The organism is Amycolatopsis heterodermiae (genome assembly GCF_034929455.1).
Classification (GTDB): domain Bacteria; phylum Actinomycetota; class Actinomycetes; order Mycobacteriales; family Pseudonocardiaceae; genus Amycolatopsis; species Amycolatopsis heterodermiae.
In genome coordinates, this window is the sequence record NZ_JAYFSI010000010.1 from 107,458 (window position 1) to 127,494 (window position 20,037).

Annotated in this window: 25 protein-coding genes; 11 read left to right on the forward strand and 14 right to left on the reverse strand. The window is 70.3% G+C overall.

Annotation, left to right across the window (positions count from 1 at the left end; translation table 11 throughout):
• Nucleotides 1–174 precede the first annotated feature (174 nt).
• A complete protein-coding gene (locus tag VA596_RS34590; protein ID WP_323332685.1) occupies nt 175–2,370 on the reverse strand; it encodes an MMPL family transporter in 2,196 nt (731 codons plus the stop codon).
• 206 nt (nt 2,371–2,576) lie between these two features.
• On the opposite strand from VA596_RS34590, the gene VA596_RS34595 reads away from it, so the two are divergent.
• Nucleotides 2,577–3,170 (forward strand): TetR/AcrR family transcriptional regulator, encoded by a 594-nt coding sequence (locus tag VA596_RS34595; protein ID WP_323332687.1) that lies wholly within the window; start codon nt 2,577–2,579, stop codon nt 3,168–3,170.
• A 418-nt stretch (nt 3,171–3,588) separates the two neighbouring features.
• On the opposite strand, the gene VA596_RS34600 is transcribed toward VA596_RS34595, so the two are convergent.
• Together VA596_RS34600 and soxR are read right to left on the reverse strand one after the other, a co-directional pair.
• Complete coding sequence (locus VA596_RS34600; protein ID WP_323332689.1) at nt 3,589–4,122, reverse strand: RNA 2'-phosphotransferase; 534 nt, start codon at nt 4,120–4,122, stop codon at nt 3,589–3,591.
• Nucleotides 4,123–4,155: 33 nt separating this feature from the next.
• Nucleotides 4,156–4,617: a redox-sensitive transcriptional activator SoxR gene (gene soxR, locus VA596_RS34605; protein WP_323332691.1), complete on the reverse strand. Its 462-nt coding sequence runs from the start codon at nt 4,615–4,617 to the stop codon at nt 4,156–4,158.
• A 52-nt stretch (nt 4,618–4,669) separates the two neighbouring features.
• On the opposite strand from soxR, the gene VA596_RS34610 reads away from it, so the two are divergent.
• Both VA596_RS34610 and VA596_RS34615 read left to right on the forward strand, forming a co-directional pair.
• On the forward strand, nt 4,670–5,362 hold the full coding sequence (locus VA596_RS34610) for a thiamine pyrophosphate-dependent enzyme (RefSeq protein ID WP_323332693.1): 693 nt from the start codon (nt 4,670–4,672) through the stop codon (nt 5,360–5,362).
• A 1-nt stretch (nt 5,363) separates the two neighbouring features.
• Nucleotides 5,364–6,257, forward strand: coding sequence for a transketolase family protein (locus tag VA596_RS34615; protein WP_323332695.1), 894 nt, complete (start codon nt 5,364–5,366; stop codon nt 6,255–6,257).
• Here VA596_RS34615 and VA596_RS34620 read toward each other — a convergent pair.
• Nucleotides 6,235–7,260 (reverse strand): hypothetical protein, encoded by a 1,026-nt coding sequence (locus tag VA596_RS34620; RefSeq protein WP_323332696.1) that lies wholly within the window; start codon nt 7,258–7,260, stop codon nt 6,235–6,237. The two genes, VA596_RS34615 and VA596_RS34620, sit on opposite strands and share 23 nt — an antisense overlap.
• A 372-nt stretch (nt 7,261–7,632) precedes the next feature.
• On the opposite strand from VA596_RS34620, the gene VA596_RS34625 reads away from it, so the two are divergent.
• Entirely contained in the window at nt 7,633–8,232 is a 600-nt protein-coding gene (locus VA596_RS34625) for an NUDIX hydrolase (RefSeq protein WP_323332698.1), read from the forward strand.
• On the opposite strand, the gene VA596_RS34630 is transcribed toward VA596_RS34625, so the two are convergent.
• Genes VA596_RS34630 through VA596_RS34640 form a run of 3 tightly spaced genes read right to left on the reverse strand, consistent with a single transcriptional unit; the run spans nt 8,218 to nt 10,198 of the window.
• Nucleotides 8,218–8,751 (reverse strand): NIPSNAP family protein, encoded by a 534-nt coding sequence (locus VA596_RS34630; protein ID WP_323332699.1) that lies wholly within the window; start codon nt 8,749–8,751, stop codon nt 8,218–8,220. The two genes, VA596_RS34625 and VA596_RS34630, sit on opposite strands and share 15 nt — an antisense overlap.
• Nucleotides 8,752–8,787: 36 nt before the next feature.
• Entirely contained in the window at nt 8,788–9,960 is a 1,173-nt protein-coding gene (locus VA596_RS34635; RefSeq protein ID WP_323332701.1) for an acyl-CoA dehydrogenase family protein, read from the reverse strand.
• 49 nt (nt 9,961–10,009) lie between these two features.
• Complete coding sequence (locus VA596_RS34640; RefSeq protein WP_323332702.1) at nt 10,010–10,198, reverse strand: hypothetical protein; 189 nt, start codon at nt 10,196–10,198, stop codon at nt 10,010–10,012.
• A gap of 172 nt (nt 10,199–10,370) precedes the next feature.
• Between VA596_RS34640 and VA596_RS34645 the strand changes: the two genes are divergently transcribed.
• Genes VA596_RS34645 through VA596_RS34655 form a run of 3 tightly spaced genes read left to right on the forward strand, consistent with a single transcriptional unit; the run spans nt 10,371 to nt 12,379 of the window.
• The gene (locus VA596_RS34645) at nt 10,371–11,234 is read left to right on the forward strand and encodes a hypothetical protein (protein ID WP_323332704.1); all 864 of its coding nucleotides are present in this window, start codon (nt 10,371–10,373) and stop codon (nt 11,232–11,234) included.
• A gap of 32 nt (nt 11,235–11,266) precedes the next feature.
• Nucleotides 11,267–11,893, forward strand: coding sequence for an imidazole glycerol phosphate synthase subunit HisH (hisH, locus tag VA596_RS34650; protein ID WP_323333076.1), 627 nt, complete (start codon nt 11,267–11,269; stop codon nt 11,891–11,893).
• 15 nt (nt 11,894–11,908) lie between these two features.
• Complete coding sequence (locus VA596_RS34655) at nt 11,909–12,379, forward strand: hypothetical protein (RefSeq protein WP_323332706.1); 471 nt, start codon at nt 11,909–11,911, stop codon at nt 12,377–12,379.
• Here VA596_RS34655 and VA596_RS34660 read toward each other — a convergent pair.
• A complete protein-coding gene (locus VA596_RS34660) occupies nt 12,376–13,176 on the reverse strand; it encodes a hypothetical protein (RefSeq protein ID WP_323332708.1) in 801 nt (266 codons plus the stop codon). The two genes, VA596_RS34655 and VA596_RS34660, sit on opposite strands and share 4 nt — an antisense overlap.
• Nucleotides 13,177–13,297: 121 nt before the next feature.
• Here VA596_RS34660 and priA point away from each other — a divergent pair, with 121 nt between their 5' ends.
• The 3 genes from priA to VA596_RS34675 all read left to right on the forward strand — a co-directional run bounded on the left by priA (nt 13,298) and on the right by VA596_RS34675 (nt 14,976).
• On the forward strand, nt 13,298–14,035 hold the full coding sequence (gene priA, locus VA596_RS34665) for a bifunctional 1-(5-phosphoribosyl)-5-((5-phosphoribosylamino)methylideneamino)imidazole-4-carboxamide isomerase/phosphoribosylanthranilate isomerase PriA (protein ID WP_323332710.1): 738 nt from the start codon (nt 13,298–13,300) through the stop codon (nt 14,033–14,035).
• 74 nt (nt 14,036–14,109) lie between these two features.
• A complete protein-coding gene (locus tag VA596_RS34670; RefSeq protein ID WP_323332711.1) occupies nt 14,110–14,451 on the forward strand; it encodes a DUF1330 domain-containing protein in 342 nt (113 codons plus the stop codon).
• Between the two features lie 48 nt (nt 14,452–14,499).
• Entirely contained in the window at nt 14,500–14,976 is a 477-nt protein-coding gene (locus VA596_RS34675) for a GNAT family N-acetyltransferase (protein ID WP_323332713.1), read from the forward strand.
• On the opposite strand, the gene VA596_RS34680 is transcribed toward VA596_RS34675, so the two are convergent.
• The 3 genes from VA596_RS34680 to VA596_RS34690 are packed head-to-tail and all read right to left on the reverse strand — an operon-like array spanning nt 14,960 to nt 16,804.
• Nucleotides 14,960–15,346 carry a PPOX class F420-dependent oxidoreductase gene (locus VA596_RS34680; RefSeq protein ID WP_323332715.1) on the reverse strand — a complete coding sequence of 129 codons (387 nt, stop codon included), beginning with the start codon at nt 15,344–15,346 and terminating at the stop codon, nt 14,960–14,962. The two genes, VA596_RS34675 and VA596_RS34680, sit on opposite strands and share 17 nt — an antisense overlap.
• 13 nt (nt 15,347–15,359) lie before the next feature.
• The gene (locus VA596_RS34685; protein WP_323332717.1) at nt 15,360–16,094 is read right to left on the reverse strand and encodes an ABC transporter permease; all 735 of its coding nucleotides are present in this window, start codon (nt 16,092–16,094) and stop codon (nt 15,360–15,362) included.
• Nucleotides 16,091–16,804 carry an ABC transporter ATP-binding protein gene (locus VA596_RS34690; protein WP_323332718.1) on the reverse strand — a complete coding sequence of 238 codons (714 nt, stop codon included), beginning with the start codon at nt 16,802–16,804 and terminating at the stop codon, nt 16,091–16,093. Before VA596_RS34690 ends, VA596_RS34685 begins: the two co-directional genes overlap by 4 nt.
• A gap of 141 nt (nt 16,805–16,945) precedes the next feature.
• Between VA596_RS34690 and VA596_RS34695 the strand changes: the two genes are divergently transcribed.
• The gene (locus tag VA596_RS34695; RefSeq protein WP_323332720.1) at nt 16,946–17,893 is read left to right on the forward strand and encodes a hypothetical protein; all 948 of its coding nucleotides are present in this window, start codon (nt 16,946–16,948) and stop codon (nt 17,891–17,893) included.
• Here VA596_RS34695 and VA596_RS34700 read toward each other — a convergent pair.
• The 3 genes from VA596_RS34700 to VA596_RS34710 all read right to left on the reverse strand — a co-directional run bounded on the left by VA596_RS34700 (nt 17,883) and on the right by VA596_RS34710 (nt 20,023).
• On the reverse strand, nt 17,883–18,863 hold the full coding sequence (locus VA596_RS34700) for a hypothetical protein (RefSeq protein ID WP_323332722.1): 981 nt from the start codon (nt 18,861–18,863) through the stop codon (nt 17,883–17,885). The two genes, VA596_RS34695 and VA596_RS34700, sit on opposite strands and share 11 nt — an antisense overlap.
• On the reverse strand, nt 18,860–19,357 hold the full coding sequence (locus tag VA596_RS34705; RefSeq protein WP_323332723.1) for a SigE family RNA polymerase sigma factor: 498 nt from the start codon (nt 19,355–19,357) through the stop codon (nt 18,860–18,862). The genes VA596_RS34700 and VA596_RS34705 overlap by 4 nt, the downstream gene beginning before the upstream one ends.
• 81 nt (nt 19,358–19,438) lie before the next feature.
• Nucleotides 19,439–20,023: a TetR/AcrR family transcriptional regulator gene (locus VA596_RS34710; protein WP_323332724.1), complete on the reverse strand. Its 585-nt coding sequence runs from the start codon at nt 20,021–20,023 to the stop codon at nt 19,439–19,441.
• Nucleotides 20,024–20,037 lie beyond the last annotated feature (14 nt).

Here is a 20,037-nt window from a genome sequence, read left to right on the forward strand (position 1 = left end):
CCCAGAGCAGCCCCCACCCTCCCGGGGGGCGTCCCACGTCCAGTCTACCGGTGGGGACCGACAAAACCCCCGGCCGAAGCCTGGTTGTCCACAACCCCACCGGGTTGTGGACAACCAGGCTGACCCCACGCAAAAGGCCCCCTCGGGCGAACCGAGGGGGCCTTTTACGTAAGGTCAGCGGCTCGCGCCGACCAGCTCGCGCGGGTCGTCGCCAGGGGCGTCGTCCAGGTGCTTCGTGAGCTTCTCGCCCTCGACGTCGACGTCCGGCAGGATCCGGTCCAGCCACTTCGGCAGCCACCAGGCGCCGCGGCCGAGCAGGGACATCACGGCCGGCACCAGCGTCATCCGGACCACGAACGCGTCCACCAGCACGCCGAACGCCAGCGCGAACCCGATCGACTGGATCAGCGTCGACTCGGCCAGGACGAACCCGGCGAACACGCTGATCATGATCAGCGCCGCCGCGACGACCACGCGTGCGCCGTGCCGGAAACCGGTGACCATGGCCTCCTGCGGTTCGGCGCCGTGGACGTGCTCCTCGCGCATCCGCGTCACCAGGAACACCTGGTAGTCCATCGCGAGTCCGAAGAGGACACCGATGAGCAGGATCGGCAGCATGCTCATGATCGGCCCGGTCGACTCGACACCGAGCAGGTCGGTCAGCCAGCCCCACTGGAACACCGCGACCACGGCACCGAACGTCGCGGCGACCGAGCCGAGGAAGCCGATCGTCGCCTTCAGCGGCACCACGACCGAGCGGAACACCAGCATCAGCAGGATGAACGCCAGCCCGACGATCAGGGCGAGGTAGGGCAGCATCGCGTCGGACAGCTTCGCCGAGACGTCGATGTTCGCCGCGGTCTGCCCGGTGACGGCCAGCTTCGCGCCGGTCGCCTCCTGCAGCGTGCCGGATTCGGTGCGGATCGCGGCGACGAGATCCTCGGTCTGCGTGCTGCTCGGCCCGCTCTTGGGGATCACCGAGAGCAACCCCGTGTCACCGTTCTGGTTGACCTTCGGCGGGGTGACGGCGGCGACGTCCGGCAGCTTCTGGATGTCGGCCGCGGCCTGGCCCAGCGCGGCCTGGCGGTTGGTGCTCGAGCCGACGTCGACGACGACCAGCAGCGGCCCGTTCGCGCCTTCGCCGAAGCTGTGGCTGACGATCTCGTACGCCTTGTGCTGCGTGGACTCCGGCGCGGCGGTGCTGTCGTTGGGCAGGCCGAGCTGCATGCCGAGGGCGGGCAGCGCGACGACGGCCATCCCGGCCACCGCCACGAGCAGCACCGGCCACCGGTGGCGGGCGACGAACCGCGCCCAGCGCTCGCCGTGCGTCGTCTCGACGGGCTTGCGCCGCAGGCGGATCCGCTCGCCGGCGACCCGCTTCCCGGCGAAGCCGAGGATCGCGGGCAGCAGCGTCAGGGCGATGACCACGGCGACCGCGACGGTGACCGCGGCGGCCACGCCCATCTGGCCGAGGAACGGGATGCCGATGACGGTCAGCCCGGCCAGCGCGATGATCACGGTGAGCCCGGCGAAGACGACGGCGGACCCGGCGGTGCCGGTGGCGCGGCCCGCGGCCTCCTCGGGATCGCGGCCGAGCCTGAGTTCGTGCCGGTAGCGCGAAACGATGAACAGCGCGTAGTCGATGCCGACGGCCAGCCCGATCATCAGCGCGAGGATCGGCGTGTTCGAGTTCAGCTCGAGGAAGCCGGAGGCGAGGAAGATGCCGCCCATCCCGGTGCCGACGCCGATCAGCGCGGTGAGCAGCGGGATCCCGGCCGCGATCAGCGAGCCGAAGGTGATGATCAACACGACGGCCGCGACGGCGACACCCAGGCCTTCGGTCGCGCCGGTTTCGGGGATGCCCTGCACCGCGTCGCCGCCGAACTCGACCGTGAACCCGGCGTCGCGGCCGGCGTTCGCGGTGTTCAGCAGCGCCTGGCGGTCTTCGGCGGTGAGCTCGTAGGCCTTCGCGCCGTAGCTGACCTGCGCGAGGGCGACGCGCTTGTCGGGCGAGATCGACTGGGCCTGGAACGGGTCCACGACGCTCGACACCTTGGGCGCGGTCTTCAGCTGCCCGACGAGCGACTCGACGGCGGCCTTGCCCCTCGCGTCGGTCACCGTGGTCCCGGCCGGGGCCTCGATCACGACGCGCGCGGTGGCGCCACCGGCGTTGGCCTGCGGGAACTTCTCGGTCAGCTGGTCGATCGCCCGCTGCGACTCGGTGCCGGGGATCGTCACGGAGTTGGACAGCTGGCCCGACAGCGTCAGCGCCCCCAGTCCGAGGGCCACGAGTACGGCCGCCCAGACGGCCGCGACCAGCGCGCGCCGCCGGAAGGACAACCGGCCTAGCCGGTACAGGAAGGTTGCCACGAGTCAGCTCCGTTTCGCCCGAACGGGGTCGGTTCACTCAATCTGGTTACTTCCCAAGCTAGCCGATCGGCAAGGAGGCGTCCAAGCCGATCGGCAAGTATGTGACTTGTCGAACAGCAAGTGGTTCGCTAGCCGATCGGCAAGTAACCGGTTTGCTCGCGGAGGAGGCCGTGACGTACGCTCCGACGACTCGCTGAGGAGGAAGAATGACCGCCGGCCCGGCCGAGGACACCCGGACCCGACTGCTGCACACCGCGCTGCGGCTGTTCACCGAACACGGGGTCGAAGGCACGTCGCTGCAGATGATCGCCGACGCGCTCGGCATCACGAAGGCCGCGGTCTACTACCACTTCAAGACGAAGGCGGAGCTCACCGAGGCCGTCGCCGAGCCCGGCATCCGCGACCTGGACGAGCTGGTGCTGCGCGCGGGCGCGCAGAAGCGCCGGGGCGCGCAGGTGGACCTGCTGCTGGAGGGGTTCGTCGACCTGGTGGTCCGGCACCGCACGCTGGTGGCGCTGTTCTCGAGCGACCCGGGCCTGATCCGCGCGATCGAGAAGTCGGCCCACGGTGGCATGGAGGGCTTCGGCCAGGCGCTGCTGGGCATCCTGTCGGGCCCGGCCCCGGACACGACGTCCCGCGTCAACGCGATGGTCGCCCTGACGGGCATCGCGATGGCGGGCGGTTCCCCGGACCTGGCCAGTCTGGACGACGAAGAACTCCGCACGGAACTCCTCGACGTCGGCCGCCGCCTCCTGGGCCGCCCCCGCCGCCGCACCCACCTCCCCGTGTCGACCCTCTGAACACGCGAGTCGACGCCCCCATCACAGGTGATGCCCCTCCAATCACGCGTGATGCCTCCCCAATCACGCGAGACACGCGCCTAATCACGCGAGTCCCGCCTCCGATCACGCGAGTCTCGGCCGCGATCGCGCAAGTCCCGCTCCAGGTACGCGAGTTACGCGCGCAGTTACAGGAGTTCTCTGTATGAGCACATGAGCTGACCACCCCCGGGGTGTGTGGGCCGGCTCTTCAGGTGCGCGAGCCGACCGCCGGGGTGTGCGAGTCGACTCTTCGAGTGCGCGAGCCGACCGCCCGGTGCCCGAGTGCACCTCGTGGGGATACGCGAGCTGACCATCCAGGTGCGAGAACCGACCCCCGGCGCGAGTGTCGTCCGGCTGGGTACGCGTGTCGTCCATCCAGGTGCGCGTGTCGGCCGTGTCAGGCCAGGCGGTGGAGGTGTTCCGGTGGTACCGCGGCGGTGAGCCATACGCCGTTCGCGCTGACCTGGAACGTGTGGCCCGCGGCCGCCATCGCCGCGGCGTCCACGTGCAGGATGACCGGCTTGCCGCGGCGGGCGGCGACCGTCCGGGCCGTTTCCACCGTCGCTGAAAGGTGCACCGCGTGGCGGTGCATCGGGCGCAGGCCTTCACACAGGATGGCGTCGAGGAACTTCGCCACCGTGCCGTGGTAGAGCACGTCCGGCGGGGTCGCGTCCGCCAGGCCGAGGTCGACCTCGACGCTGTGCCCCTGGCTCGCCCGGATCTTCGTGCCGGTTTCGTCGAAGGCGTAGCGGCGCTTGGTGTTCGTCTCGACGACTTCGTCGAGCTGCTCGCGGGTGATCGTCAGCGCGCGCAGCAGGGCGTCGACCTCTGCCCAGCCGCCGGGGGCGAGGGTCAGGCCGATCGCGGCGGGGTCGTGGCGCAGGTGCAGCGCCAGCCGTTTCGAGATGCGGATCTTTTCTTTTTCGTTCATTTCCTCCCCAGGATCCCGCCGCGGGCAAGCGATTTAGGTGCCGCCCTCGACCGCGGGACGCAGTTTGCTGGCGCCCGGGCCGAAGCGGGCGAGCTCGTCGTCGTTGTTGTAGAGCGCGCAACTGCGCAGGGAGAGACAACCGCAGCCGACGCAGCCGGTGAGGCGGTCGCGGAGGCGTTGCAGGGCGTCGATCCGCGCGTCGAGCTCGTGCTGCCAGTCGCGGGAAAGGCGCGCCCAGTCGGCCTTCGTCGGAGCGTGGTCGACGGGCAGGGTCGCCAGCGCCGCGCTGATGTCTTCGAGGGAGAGCCCGACCCGTTGCGCGGCGCGGATGAACGCGATCCGCCGCAGCACCGAGCGCGCGTAGCGGCGCTGGTTGCCCGCCGATCGCTCCGAGGCGATCAGCCCCTTCTCCTCGTAGAACCGCAGTGCCGTGTGCGGCACCCCGCTGCGGTCGGCCACCTGTCCGATGCTGAGATGTTCAGCGAGCCTCGTCACCAGTTCAGGCTATCCTTGACTTCGAGTTTAGTCGAGGTTGCATCGTCGGAGCATGACCACTGCGACCGAACCGGGCTACGCCGAGCTGCCCCGACTGATCTCGCTGATGACGGGCGACGACAAGCACCGCGCCGCCGCCGAGTCCACTGTGGACGTGCTGTGGGTGCTCTACGACCGCGTGCTCGACATCACGACCGAAAACTTCCGCGAGCCGGACCGCGACCGGTTCCTGCTGTCCAAAGGGCACGGTCCGATGGCGTACTACGCCGTCCTGACCGCAAAGGGTTTCCTGGACGAGGCGGAGCTGCCGACGTGGTCCGACCCGGTGTCACGGCTCGGGCGCCACCCGGACCGGCGCCGGATCCCGGGCGTCGAGATCTCCAGCGGGTCGCTGGGGCACGGCCTGCCGATCGCGCTCGGCACGGCGCTGGGCCTGCGTGCCCGCGGCCTGCTCACGCCGAAGGTGGTGACGCTGATCGGCGACGCCGAGCTCGACGAGGGCTCGAACCACGAGGCGATCGTCGTCGCCGCGCGTGATGCGCTCGAGAACCTCACGACGGTGGTGATCGACAACCAGTCGTCGACGCGCGGCTGGCCGGGCGGCATCGCGCGCCGTTTCGACGTCGAAGGCTGGGAGACGCGCACGGTGTCCGGCCGCGACCACGACGCACTGTACGACGCTTTCACCGCTCCGCACCCGGGCCGGCCGCTCGCGGTCGTCGCCGTCGTCGAACCGAAGGGCTGACATGCTTTCGATGCGAGAAACGTTCCTTTCCACCACGGAGCAGATCCTGGACGCCGACCCGGACGTCGCGATCGTGCTCGCCGACATTTCGGCGGCCCAGCTGGCCGGCGCCGCGCGGCGGCACCCGGACCGGGTGATCAACGTCGGGATCCGCGAGCAGCTGCTGGTCAGCACGGGCGCGGGCCTGGCGCTGGCGGGCTTGCGGCCGATCGTGCACACGTTCCCGTCGTTCCTGGTGGAGCGCGGGTTCGAGCAGATCAAGCTGGACTTTTCGCACCAGGAGCTGGGCGGGGTGCTGGTGTCCTACGGAGCGTCGTACGACATGCCGACGGCCGGCCGCACCCACCAGTCCCCGGGCGACGTCGCGCTGATCGACTCGCTGCCGAGCTGGACGGTGCACGTCCCGGGGCATCCTTTGGAGGCGCGTCGCCTGCTGTTGGAGTCGATTCCCGGAGACGGGCGCGTCTATCTGCGGCTTTCGGCGCAGGAGAACGCTTCGCCGCACTTGGGGGTGGGATTCACGCGGCTGCGGTCGGGTTCTCGCGGGGTCGTGGTGGCGGTGGGGCCGGTGCTGGACCGGGTGCTGCGGGCGGTTTCCGGCCTGGACGTCACGGTGTTGTACGCGTCGACTGTGCGGCCTTTTGATGGGGTCGGGTTGCGTTCGGCGGTGCTTTCGGCGGCTCCTTCGGTGGTCATGGTCGAGCCGTATTTGGCGGGGACTTCGGCGCATTGGGTTTCGGAGGCGCTGTCGGACGTGCCGCATCGGCTGCGGTCGCTGGGGGTGCGGCGGGATGTGGAGGTGCGTTCGTACGGGGAGATCGCGGACCACGACCTGGCGCATGGGCTGGATGCCGGGTCGCTGGGGCTGTCGATCAGGGAGTTCCTGGGGGAGTAGGCGGCGCGGCGCCGGTGCTGGGGGTACCGGCGGCGGGATGCTTGTAGCTCACAGTCTGATGCTTGCCGGCAAGGAGTTCCATCAGCCTGGCATTGTTCCGTCGCTCGTCGTTGGTGCTTATCGGTAGGCCAATGTGAAGAGTTTCGTAGAGCTTGAACCGATTGAGATCGATAAGAGTGCCCAGCGCTGTCGTGTATTCGTCGGCTGCGGACACGGACGCTCGGTAGGCCAGGTAGGAGAGGGCGTGGGTGGCCAATGCGGCGAAGAGCCACCATCCGTCCGTGAGGAGGCAGGCGACGGTCTCGATGGTTGCCAGTGCGGAAACAATGCAGAGTCGGACCGAGGTGTCAAGTTGTTGACGAGAGTCTCTCAAGTAATTCAGGTGTCGCTCGTCTGCAATCAGACCGAAGTGCGGGGCGGTGAGAACGGCGTCCAGCCCGTACTGTCGTCCGGCTCGATCTTCTTCTCTTCGCAGCGCGTTTCCGAGTCGGGTCGGCATGATCCGGGAAGGGGCGGGATATCTCTCGGCTGAGAAGCCGAGAGTCTCAATGGCGAGGAGCCAGGGCGCGAGGTCGGCGCCCCGGGCGGAATCGAGGAGATCTTCGCGTTCCTCCTTGCTGGGAGGTTCATCTCGAACACTCTTCGCGTCCCCCGAGGAAAGCTGAATCCTTGCGTCTACGAGTTTTTCGAGTTGATCTCGGACAGATTCCTGACGGTCTTCGAGATCTTGCTGCTTTCTTCGATATCGGTCAATCCGAATCAAAGCCAATATTCGGGCAATCCGTGTGTGTCCCCAGTAGCCTTCCAGTAGTTGAACCATGGCAAACTGAAGCGGATGTAAGAAAAGCCCGGTGACCAGGCTTGCGAGGAGAATCCAGGCTATTTTTGCCACCGTCGGCTGACCGAACTCGTTGCCCAGTTGCTTGAGCTGAGGGGCACCTTGCCATGCGCCGCTGGCGATCAACGCGGCCGACCACAGTACGAGGGACAGGGCCGGCAACATGCTGACAATGCTGAATTGCCGCCCGATTCGGCTACCGACTGTCAGAGCGCCTTCGGATAGTGACGACGAGCTCACTTCTGCTCGCTCGATCCGTTACCTGGTCGCTTGCCGCATTTCCGGCATGCAAGGTGGCTCCCGTCGCGACTGGGCCGGAGGACTCCGCCGCAGGTGGGTTGAGGGCAGCGACCTCCGTCCCCGCCAGACTGCCTGGCCGGCGCTCGGGGAGATGGGTTTTCGTGGCCGAGCCACGGAAGCAGCCGGACGAGGCTGAGGATGAGCCGAAGCCTGCGCATCCGCCTCACCCCGCCCTCCAGGAATGGACCATGTTAGGCCAGCATTCAGGCTCAGTCGACTGCTTGAGGTGGGGTGGGGATGGGGGTTTCGCCCTGGGCGGTGCCTGCTTTCGGCATCGTGGTGGTTGCTCTGGCAGGGGTGTTCGGGGGCGGGTGGGCCTTGGTGGCTGCCGGGGTGCTCTTTGCCGGTGGGGTGGGGGTGCTCGGTTGGGTGCTGCTTCGTGAGCGCCGGGTCGATAGCGTGGGTGGTATGGGGTCCACTATCAGGCCGATTGTGCTCGGGGTCATCTGGCGGGGTGACGCTCTGCTCGTCTTCGAGGGGCGTGACGAGCTCAAGGACGAGACCTTCTACCGGCCGCTCGGGGGTGGGATCGAGTTCGGTGAGGTCAGTCAGGACGCTCTGAGACGCGAGTTCGTCGAGGAGCTTGCCGCCGACTTGACCGTCGGCGAGCGGATCGGCGTGCTCGAGAACGTCTACGTCTGGCGGGGCCGGCAGGGGCACGAGATCGCCTTCCTGTTCGACGCCGCGTTCAGTGATCCCGGGCTCTACGACCGGGACGAGTTCAAGATCCTTGACGACGACGCCACCGCTCGGTGGGTCGACTTCGCGGACTTCCGGGACGGTCGCAAGATCCTCTACCCCAGAGGGCTCACCGAGCTGCTCTCATCGGAGCAGTGACCGCGTTGTCGGCTCCAGCAGCACCCCCGATGGTGAAGCAGAACGGCTGAACGACACCGTGAACGGGCCGTCTTCGCGGACGGGTAGCTGGGGGAAGTTGTTCGGGGACGGCTCGGTCTCGAACACCGCGAAGGCGTCCGACGACGGCGCCGCCAGGGACAGGTGCAGCTCCGGGCCCGGTGGTGGAGACGTCAGGCCGCGAACGACCGGGCGCAGCAGGAGGACGTTGTCCGAGTCGATCATCGTTGCGTTCGCCGCCTCGCGGTGTTCCTTCCACGCCGGGCCGAAGTAGAACGTCTCCAGCGCTTCCTTCCGAAGAGCCATCGAACGGAAGCCGCGCAGCCACAGGAACTCGTCCGGGGACGACGGCACGCGGAACAGGCCGAACAGGTGCGCGCCCGCCTCTTCCTGCGGGTCGACGAACTCGCGCTCGAACAGCTCGATCAGCTCGTCGCGACGCCCCGGGTGCAGGGTGTAGCGACGTAGCTCCAGTACCGCTTCGTACTCAGCGAACGACATGCCGGCACCATAAAGAGCACCACCGACAAAAACGGATCAGCGGAACGCCGCGAGCCCCGTGACCGCCTGGCCCAGCGACAGCGCGTGCATCTCCTCCGTGCCTTCGTACGTCAGCACCGTCTCGAGGTTCGCCATGTGCCGCATCACCGGGTACTCCAGCGAAATTCCGTTCGCGCCCAGCATCGTGCGGGCCGTGCGGGCCACCTCGATCGCCGAGCGGACGTTGGCCATCTTGCCGAAGCTGACGTGGTTGTGGTGCAGCTGACCGGCGTCCTTCAGCCGGCCGATCTGCAGCGCCACCAGGCCGGCGCGGTTGACCTCGACGACCAGGTCGGCCAGCTTGCGCTGGGTCAGCTGGAACCCCGCGAGCGGTTTGCCGAACTGCGAACGGGACAGCGTGTACTCCAACGCCGTTTCGTAGCACGCCCGCGCCGCGCCGACGACGCCGAACAGGATCCCGTAGCGGGCCTCGTTCAGGCAGGACAGCGGGCCGCGCAGGCCTCTGACCTCGGGGAACGCGGCAGCGGAGGGGAGTCGTACGCCGTCCAGGACCAGTTCGGCGGTGAGGGAAGCTCGCAGCGATAGCTTGTGCTTGACCTCGTTCGCGGTGAAGCCGGGGGTCGACGTCGGGACGACGAAGCCGCGGATGCCGTCGTCGGTCTGGGCCCAGACGACCGCGACGTCCGCGACGGTTCCGTTGGTGATCCACATCTTCGAGCCCGACAGGACCCAGTCGGACCCGTCGCGCACCGCGCGCGTCCGCATCGCGCCCGGGTCGCTGCCCGCGTCCGGCTCGGTCAGCCCGAAGCAGCCCAGCGCGTCGCCCGTGGCCATCCGCGGCAGCCACTCCTGCCGCTGCTCGTCACTGCCCCACTTGTGGATCGCGTACATCGCCAGCGAGCCCTGCACCGACACGAAACTCCGCAGGCCCGAGTCGACGGCCTCCAGCTCACGGCACGCGACGCCGTAGGCGACCGCGCTGGTGCCGGCGCAGCCGTACCCCTCCAGGTGCATGCCCAGCAGGCCCAGCGAGCCGAAGTCCTTCGCCAGCTCCGAGGCGGGCAGCGCGCCCGTCTCGTACCAGTCGGCGACGCGGTCCAGCAGGTTGTCCTTCGCGTACGCGCGCACGGCGTCGCGGATGGCGCGTTCCTCGTCGGCGAGCCCGGCGTCGAGGTCCAGGAAGTCGTGCGGATCCGGAGTGCGGCTCATGAGGGGCTCCAAGGGGACGCGTCGATGCGGTCCCCGCAGGAAACCACAGTCAGGCGTCTGTTCTCCGCGTGGCGTTCGTCACGCGGGCGACAGAAGGCCGGGCGGTGCAGCGGCGCTCGGCCAGCGGCCGGGCCTGCTGGCGCGGGATCAGCAGCTCGCCGAACTGGGGGAACGGGACGCTTTCGATGTCGTCGCGCCAGGCGTCGAGCATCTGGGACAGCACATCGTTCTCGGCCATCTCCGCCTCCTGGCGTTTCGGGCGCGCCGAAGCGCGCTCACACGATCGGGTAGCTAGATACCCAGCGACCGGGACACCGAAACGCGGGTCTTCAAGATTCTTCCGGCGCGCCACCCGCCCATGACAGAATCGCGTCGCCGCCGCCATGGCCTCAACTCCTCAAGGAGCGCACATGCGCGCACTGCGGACGGCAAGTCTGCTCGCCCTGACCACCGCGGCCCTGCTCGCCACCACCGGTGTCGCCACCGCCCAGACCGGTCATTGGCACCAGGTCGGCCACACGACGGCGGAGAACCGGGTCAGCGGCGAGGGCATCACCACCCTCCGGCTGCCCGGGCACGCGCCCGAGACCGTCTACCGCAACGGCGCGACCATCCCGCAGCCGCTCAAGGACGAGGGCTGGGGCCACGTCGGCGACCCCGACTCCCTGCGCGGTTACGTCTTCGACGTCTACCAGGACACCGTGACCCCGACGCCCACCAAGAAGATGTACCTGGTCACGAAGCCGGACGGGACGACGACGGAGTTCGTCCACCCGCTGCTGCCCGACGAGCCGGCCGCCAACGCGAACGCCCAGGTCGCGGCCACCCCGGACGGCCAGTGGCTGGTCTCCGGCCCGCTCGGCGAGATCGACCGGCTCTACGTCTCGCCGACGCCGTTCCTCAACCCGCGCGGCCCGCGCGCCGCCGGTGACCTGCCCGTCGCCGCCCGCATCCACCTCGACCACCACATCCGCAGCGCCCAGGGCTGCGACTTCGTCAGCGCGACGCGGCTGGTCTGCGCGACGTCCGACCCGAACAACGACCTCTACCCGACGAACCTGCAGCTGCTGCAGGTCGACCTCGCCCGGCCGCTCAACGGCCACGACGTCACGGCGAAGGTCCGTGAAATCGGCCAGGTGCCGCTGGTCAGCACCTGCACCGGCACGTTCACCCCGGAAGGCGTCGACTACGACGCGGGCGTGCTGCGGGTCGAGGTCGTGCCGCCGTCGCCGTGCAACACGGTGACCGACGTCTATTCCTTCGAGCGCGGCTGAGCCCTCCGGCTACGCTGGGTGGCGTGTCTCGTGTGGTGATTCTCGACTACGGTTCCGGCAACCTCCGCTCCGCCGAACGCGCTGTGGCGCGCGCCGGGGCCGAAGTCGAGGTCACCGCCGACCCGCACGCCGCCGTCGAAGCCGACGGCCTGGTCGTGCCCGGCGTCGGCGCCTACTCCGCCTGTATGGCCGGCCTGCTGTCGGTCAAGGGGCAGCGGATCATCGGCAAGCGCCTCGCCGGCGGCCGTCCCGTGCTGGGCATCTGCGTCGGCATGCAGATCCTCTTCGAGCGCGGCGTCGAGCACGGCGAGGAGACCGAGGGCACGGGGGAGTGGCCCGGCACGGTCGACCGGCTCAAGGCCGACGTCCTGCCGCACATGGGCTGGAACACCGTGCGCGCGCCGGCGGACTCGCAGCTGTTCGCGGGCCTCGACCCCGAGGAGCGCTTCTACTTCGTGCACTCCTACGCCGCCCGCACGTGGGAGCTGGAGTCGGGCCTGCCCGGCCGCGAGCCGAAGGTCACCTGGGCCAACCACGGTGACGACTTCGTCGCCGCGGTGGAGAACGGGCCGCTCTGGGCGACCCAGTTCCACCCGGAGAAGTCCGGGGACGCCGGTGCCCAGCTGCTGCGCAACTGGCTCGACTTCGTGGCGAACTGAGTGACTCCTGTGCCGGTGGTTGATTTCGCCCGCTTCTTCGGCGACGGCGGCATCCGCACCCTGCTCGACTGGAGGCGGCTGGAGGCGGAGTGCCGCATCGAGGCGACGACCAGCCGCTCGCGCGTCCTGCTCGGCGACCTCCGGACCGTCTGGTACAACGGGCCGGACGGGCGGGATCGGGAATTCCGCGACGCGGACGCCCGGCCGCTGCGAGTCCGGGAAACTGGCCGGACCGAAGCTTCCTGGCCGGAGGGCCGCGCGGCGCGGATCGCCGAGTTCGAAGCCCGCTTCCGCGGCGACGGCGGGCCCATCCAGCTGACGTTGCCGGTCTACGCTCTCGGCGACGACGAGTTCCTGCTCCTGGACGGCACGCACCGGGCGGTCGCGGCCCACCGTACCGGCGGGAACGTTCGGCTGGCACTGTTCGCCGTCCACGGGCCGGTGGACGAGGCGATGCTGCCGGATCTGCGCCACGCGTCGGGCTAGCCGATCGCACGTTTCGATTCCGCCTGCTGGATCGCGGCTTCGAACGCGAAGTTCCGGAGCGCCTCCCAGCGTTCCGTGCGCCGCAGCCGCCGGATCGATCGCAGCACGGCTGCGCAGAGCAGCAGCCCGACCGGCACCGCCGTGATCCGGACGGCGCCCGGTTCGTCACCCACCACCAGGACGTCGACGGCGAAGAGCAGCACCGGACCCAGCAAGCCGGCCAGGACGTTGATCTCCAGCTCGACGAAGTCCAGTCGGAACGCCGCCGACCGTCCGCGCAGCCACAGCTTGCTGTAGGCGAAGACCTCGAGGGAGGTGTCGGCAACGTGCCCGCCCCCTGCGCCACTCCGGATGCCCAGGTCCTTGCCCTTGCCGTCCAGCAGCTTGAGCACGTGGTGCTGCTCGACGAGGGCGTCGGCAGTTTTGTCCCCCACCAGATCGCGTACTCGCTGCCAGCTCTCCGGGGCTCGGTGTTTGCGGCGGGTCCACCGGCGGCTGATCCGCTCGATCCTGCCCATCGCGCCGAAGGCCAGTTCGCGGGACAGGTAACCGAGCACGAACGCCCCCGAGACACCCACGGCGGCGAAGAGCACAATGCCCGCACCGCGGATGCCGGACAGCGCGTCGACGAGGAAACCCAGGTCCGTTCCCGGGTGCCGGGCGTAGTGGATGCCTAGCACAGTGACCTCGGTGAGGAGAGCCGCGCCGGGCAGCAGCACGCTCACGAGCTGGACGACTACGTAGAACGGCAACCGTTCGGAGAAGGAGACGCCCCCTTCCTTATCGCTGGCTTCCACCGTCCCCCTTCCTGAAGCTGGGACGAGAGTACGGCGGCCGGCCGCAGCCGGGTATCGGCCGAACCGGTCGGCTCGCGACCCTCTGACCGGGTGACGCGGGTCTCCGCCCTAGAGTTACGGCGTGACTTTCACGCTGCTTCCCGCTGTTGATGTGGCCGATGGCCAGGCTGTCCGACTCGTCCAGGGCGAGGCCGGCACCGAGACCTCCTACGGCAGCCCGCTGGAGGCCGCGCTGGCCTGGCAGCGCGACGGTGCCGAGTGGATCCACCTGGTCGACCTCGACGCCGCGTTCGGCAAGGGCAGCAACCGCGCGCTGCTCGCCGAGGTCGTCGGCCGGCTGGACGTGCAGGTCGAGCTCTCCGGCGGCATCCGCGACGACGCGTCGCTGAAGGCCGCGCTGGCCACCGGCGCCCGCCGCGTCAACCTCGGCACCGCCGCGCTCGAGGATCCGGAGTGGACCGCGCGCGTGATCGGCGAGTACGGCGACCGCGTCGCGATCGGCCTCGACGTGCGCATCACCGAGGCGGGGCACCGGCTCTCGGCCCGTGGCTGGACGTCCGACGGCGGCGACCTGTGGGAGGTCCTCGACCGCCTGGACCGCGACGGCGCGTCCCGCTACGTCGTGACGGACGTGAGCAAGGACGGCACGCTGAAGGGCCCGAACCTCGACCTGCTGCGCGAGGTCGTCGCCCGCACCGACGCCCCGGTCATCGCGTCCGGTGGTGTGTCCAGTGTGGACGACCTGGTCGCGCTGGCCGGCCTGGAGTCGGACGGCGTCGAGGGGTCGATCGTCGGCAAGGCGCTGTACGCGGGCGCGTTCACGCTGCCCGAGGCGCTGGCGGCGGTCGCGAAGGTCTGAGGGTTACCTCCGGGGTAATCGACGCGGTGCGCGCGGGCGGGCAGGATTCCTTTCAGGACAACGAAAGGACCACCATGAACGCCTACGGAATCGCGCACCTGCGTCCGCCCGCCGTGCTGCCGGAGGACGTCTTCCGGTACCTGGAACGCATCCAGGCCACGCTCGACCCGTACGGCGGCAAGTTCGTCGTGCACGGCGCCGAGGTGCAGGTGCTGGAAGGCGAGTGGCCCGGCGCGCTGGTGGTCATCGAGTTCCCGAGTGCCGCCGTGGCGCGGGAGTGGTACGACTCGCCCGCCTACCGGGCGATCCTGCGCCTGCGCGCCGACCACATCCCGGGTGACCTGGTGATCGTCGAAGGCTGCGGTCCGGACCACGACTCGGCGGCCATGGCGGCGGCGATGCGAGCGGCGGTTTGACGCCGAAAAGCGGCTGACAGGACCACGCCGAACCACTAGGTTGCCGCGGTGGAGGAGATCGTCACCCAGCTCGAGATGACCGCGGCCGACCAGCTCAACCCGGCGCCGCCGGTCGACGGGGTGACGCTGCGGGCCGTCGAGGCTTCGCCGCTCATCCGGGACCTGCACGTCCGCATCGGGACGCCGTATCGCTGGCCGAGTGCCGAACGCAGCGACGACGAGTGGGCGCGCTGGCTCGCCGAACCGCAGCGGCGCTACCGGCTGGTCGAGTACCGCGGTGAGGTCGCCGGCGCCGCGGACTTCGAGCCACAGCACGATGAAGACATCGAAATCACGACGTTCGGGCTGCTGCCCGAGTTCGTCGGGAAGGGGTTCGGCGGGTACGCGCTCACCCTCGTCGTCGCGGACGCGTGGGCGGTGCCGGGGGCGCGGCGCGTCTGGCTGCACACCTCGACCCTCGACCACCCGAACGCGCTGCCGAACTACCTGCGCCGCGGGTTCCGGAGCTTCACTCGCTCAGCTTGACGGCGATCCCGACCGTCCGGTCCGCCGGTCCGCGCAGCTTCGAGAAGAACATCGACACGCGCCCGAAGACGCCGTACTTGCGGCCGATCACCTGCTGGACCCGCCGGGTTTCGTCGAGGTCGAGCAGCCGGGCCTGTCCGCTCACCACCGCGCCGTGCGTCTTCTTGCCGCGCAGGTCGCAGGCCTGGACCTCGACGCGGCCGCTGTTGCGGATCCGCTTGACCTTGCCCACGTCCCGCACCGAGTTGAAGACGAGCTCGCCGCCGTCGCCGGCCACCCAGATCGGGGTCGGCACGGCGCGGCCGTCCTTGCGGAACGTGGTCAGGACGACGTAGCGCTCGGCCGCGAGCCGGTCCGTTTCGGATGCCATGCGCCCACGGTAGTCACGGCGTCCGGCGCCGCAGCGTCGCCGCGCCGAGGACCAGCGCCAGCAGGGCGCAGCAGGCGACGACCACCAGGTTGCGCAGGATCACGGCGTCCACCGTCGAAGACGCCGTCACCCGGTTCAGCGCTTCGACCGCGTACGACAGCGGCATCACGTCCGACAGCCACCGCAGCAGCCAGCCCATGTCGCCGCGCGGGACGAACAGCCCGCACAGCAGGATCTGCGGCAGGACGAACACCGGCATGAACTGGATGGCCTGGAACTCCGTGCGCGCGAACGCGCTGACGAACAGCCCGAGCGCCATGCCGAGCAGCGCGTCGAGGACGGCGATCACCAGCAACATCCCGACGGACCCGGCCAGGTCGAGGCCGAGCCAGGACAGCGAGACACCCGCCGCGAGCGCGACCTGGACGACGGCGATCGCGCCGAACGCCAGCGCGTACCCGAAGAGCAGGTCGAGCCGGCCGATCGGGAGCGTCATCAGCCGTTCCAGGGTGGCCGTGGTGCGCTCGCGCAACGTCGTGATCGACGCGATCAGGAACATGATCAGGAACGGGAAGACGCCGAGCAGCGCGGGCGCGACGTGGCTGAACACCAGCGTCGAGTTGAACACGAACCGCAGTAGGACCATCAGCAGCGTCGGCACCAGGACCAGCATCACCACGGTCCGCGGGTCGTGGCGCAGCTGGGTGAGGATGCGCCGCGTGGTGGCGAGCGTCAGCGCGGGGTTCACGACGCGACCCGCACGAGGTGGAGGAACGCCTGCTCGAGGTCGGCGGCGCCGGTCCGCCGTCGCAGCTCCGCCGGGGCGTCGTCGGCCAGCAGGACACCCTCGCGCATCAGCAGCAGGCGGTCGCAGCGCGCCGCTTCGTCCATGACGTGGCTGGACACCAGCAGTGTCGCGCCGCCTTCGGCGAGCCGGCGGAACAGCGCCCACAGCTCGTCGCGCAGCACCGGGTCGAGCCCGACGGTCGGCTCGTCGAGCACCAGCAGCTCCGGCTTGCCCAGCAGCGCGACGGCGAGGTTCGCGCGGTTGTGCTGCCCGCCGGACAGTGAGCCGACGAGCTTGCCGGCGTGGTCGGACAGCCCGACCTCGGCGATCACCCGGTCCACATCGGACGCCGGGGCGCGCAGCACCGCGGCGAAGTAGCGCAGCGCCTCGCGAACGGTCAGGTCCGCGTAGATGGCCGGGTTCTGCGTCGCGTAGCCGATCCGGCGCCGCAGCGGAGGGCTGCCCGCGGGCAGGCCCAGGACCGTGACGGTGCCGCCTTCGACGAGCTGCACGCCGACGACCGCGCGCATCAGCGTCGTCTTGCCGCAGCCGCTCGGGCCGAGCAGCCCGGTGACCGAGCCGCGCGGCACCGCGAAGCTCACGTCGCGCACCACCGGCCGCCCGCCGCGGCGGACCCGCAGGCCGGTGACCTCGAGCGCAGAATTAGTCATGCGTTTAATTCTGCGCCGGCCGAGGTCACGGCGTCAAGCACGCTTCCGGCCCAACCCAGAGGCGCAGTTCGGCGGAAGCGCTTCAATGGAATATTTGCAACGCTTTGTGGGCTGGGTTTTCCCGCACACTGGAGGGTGTAGATGGCCGTCACACACGAAGTTCCGGTTCATCCGCAAGCGGGTTTCTTCGGCGCGGGACCGTATCCCGCGCACCGGGCGAGGGTCGTGGTGCTCGCGGTACTGGCCGGGTTCGCGCTGACCGCGATCTGGTCGGCGCCGTTCGTCGACTCCGTCATCGGCGACAGCGTGGCCAACACGCTGCTCGGCTACGACGCGAAGGCCACCCCGATCGGCGGGGTGCTGGCCGGGACGCTGTTCGCGTTCGTCTCGGGTCTCGCCGGCTCGTTCACCGCCTGCAACATCGCCGCGTTCGGCGCGGTCGCACCGCTGGTCGGCGGGCAGGCGGGGGAGAAACGGCGGTTCGCGACCACGCTCAAGCCGCTCGGCTGGATCGCGGCGGGCATGCTGACCGTGTCGATCGTCTACGGCGTGATCGTCGCGCTCGTCGGCACGCGGATGCCGCAGTTCGACACCTCGCAGGCCAGCGGGCTGACGCCGCGCAGCATCCAGTCGATGGTCGCCTTCGGCGTCGTCGGTCTGGTGTTCCTGGTGCTGGGCCTGGTTTCCCTGGGGGTGATCGGCAACCCGATCGGCGGGCTGACCCGGCGCCACCCGGCCACCCCGCTGGTGCTGATGGGCGCGCTGATCGGCGGGTTCCTCATCGGCCGGCCGTACCCGCTGTTCCGGATCATGTTCCGCAGCGCCGCCGAGCAGCACAACGTCCTCTACGGCGCCGCCGCGTTCGCCCTGCAGTCGCTCGGCAACATCGTGATCATGGGCGTGCTGTTCCTGATCCTGACGCACGCCACGGGCGGGCGCGTGCAGCGCTGGCTGGCCGCGAAGCCGGGCCGCGTCGCCGCCGTGACGGGCGCGGCGCTGCTCGTCGGCGGCACGTTCACGCTGCTCTATTGGGACGTGCGCGTGCTCGGCCGGCTCGGGATCATCTGGTTCCCGACGGTCAGCTGGTAGCCCGGCCGAGCCAGCGGTAGTCGGGTGCGGGGTCGAGCTGGACGCCGTCCGCGACGGCGGCCAGCACGGATTCCGGCTGCGCACCCGACACCGTCAGCCAGCGCCCGGACGGCAGCCGGACCGCGACCATCGCGGGCTCGCCGGGCTTCGGCGCCGAGTAGAACCCCTGGCCGCCGCGGACGGTGACGGATGCGGCGCCGCCGACACCGGGGGAGCCCGCGGCGACGGCGGCCGTCACCGCCGGGACCGACGGGCGGGCCGGATCGGCCGCGGTCAGCTCGGTGCTCGCGTCGCCCGGGCCGGTGCCCCGGACGGCGGCCGAGCGTTCGGTGAGCCCGGCCGGCAGCGGCCCGAACCGCAGCTCGCCGCGGACGCCGACCGGCGCCGCCTCGACCGACTCGGCGATCCGCTGGGCGACGGCGCGGGCGTCCGGCACCCCGCCGACCCGGGCGGTGAGCACGTGGCCGTCGTCGGCGGTCCAGGTGAGCAGGGCGGCGGTGCTGGTGTCGCCGGTGACCATGGCGATCCGGCCGTGCACGATGGTCTGGTCCTGGGCCGACGCGATCTTCGGCACCGGCCCCGACCACTCGGGGTCGGCCGTCGAATACGCCGACAGCGTGATCTCCGCCGGCCCGGCCAGCCACCGGCGGACCTGCGGCGCGAGGCCCGGGCCGCCCTCGCGGTACTGCTCGGTGAAGCCGCCGGGCAGCCAGCCGGGGGTGTAGCCGAGCACCGGGCGGCCCGCCGCCGGCTCGAGGTCCGGCGTCCTCGTGAGCAGCTGCGTGCCGGCGAAGACCCCGGCCACCAGCACGACCACGGCGGCCGCCACCAGGCTCAGCCGGGCGACCGGGCGGCGGCGCCGGGCGTCCGCGAGCGCGTTCCGGACCGCGTGACCGTCCGGCGCGCGGGCGGCGAGCCGGTCGAGGCTCTCCCGGATCAGCGTCTCGGTGTCGTGGTCGCTGCGGGTCATTCGGGGGCTCCGGTGGTCACGGTGGTCGGGTGCGGAGCGGTCCGCAGGGTGGCGAGCGCGCGGGAGATCTGGCTGCGCACGGTGGACGTGCCGCAGCGCAGGACGGCGGCGATCTCGGCGTCCGAGTAGTTCTCGTAGTAGCGCAGCACGACGGCGGCGCGCTGCTTGCGGGGCAGCGTCGCGAGCAGGCCGAGCATCGCGTCCCGCTCGTCGTAGGCGGTGGCGGGATCGGCTTCGGGCGGCGAGAGCGCGTCGAGGACGTCGTGGCTGCTCGGCACCATCCGCCGCACGGCCCGGCGGCGCCACGACAGGTACTCGTTGGTCACCATCCGGCGGACGTAGGTCGGCGGCGCGTCGATGCCGTCCCAGCGCTGCTGCGCGCGCAGCAGGACGTCCTGCACGATGTCCTGTGCGAGGTGCGGGTCGTTCGTCAGGACGGTCGCGTAGCGGAGCAGCCCGTCCAGCCGCTCCTCCACGAACTCTTCGAAGCCCACGTACGTCCCTTCCGTCCCCCTATGGACGCACGAGGTGGGCGGGCTGCTGCACGCGGGCGGGAGGTTTTTCCGGGCCCGGGTTCACGGGCTGGGTGCCGGGTCGAGGTAGTACTGCGCGACCGGCGCGAGCAGCGCGACGATCTCCTCGTCGTCCGCCTCGGCCAGCGGCGGGAGCTTGATCACGTACCGCAGCAGCGCCAGCCCGATCATCTGTGCGGCGATCCCGGTGACGCGGACCTTCGGCACGTCCAGCGCGCGGGCGACCTCGGCCAGCACCGCGCGCTCGATGAACTGGCGCATCATCAGCGCGACCTGCTCGTTCGTCGCCGCGGCCCGCAGCATCGCGACGAACGGCGTCCGGCCCTCGGGCACCGCCCAGACGGCCAGGAAGGCGCGCACGAGCCGTTCGCCGAGTCCCGCTCGCGGGCCCGCGAGGATGGCCGGGACCAGGTCGGCCGGGTTCACCGGCAGGTTCATCGAGGCCGCGAACAGCTGCTGCTTGCTGCCGAAGAAATGGTGCAGCAGGGCCGCGTTCACCCCGGCGTCGGCGGCGATCCCGCGGACCGTCGCGCCGTCGTACCCCAGCTCCGCGAACCGGTGCCGGGCCGCGTCGAGGATCTTCTCCCGCGTCTCCGTCTGCCCCGGCCGCCGCCCCGCCTGTGCCATTGCCCGAGCTTAGA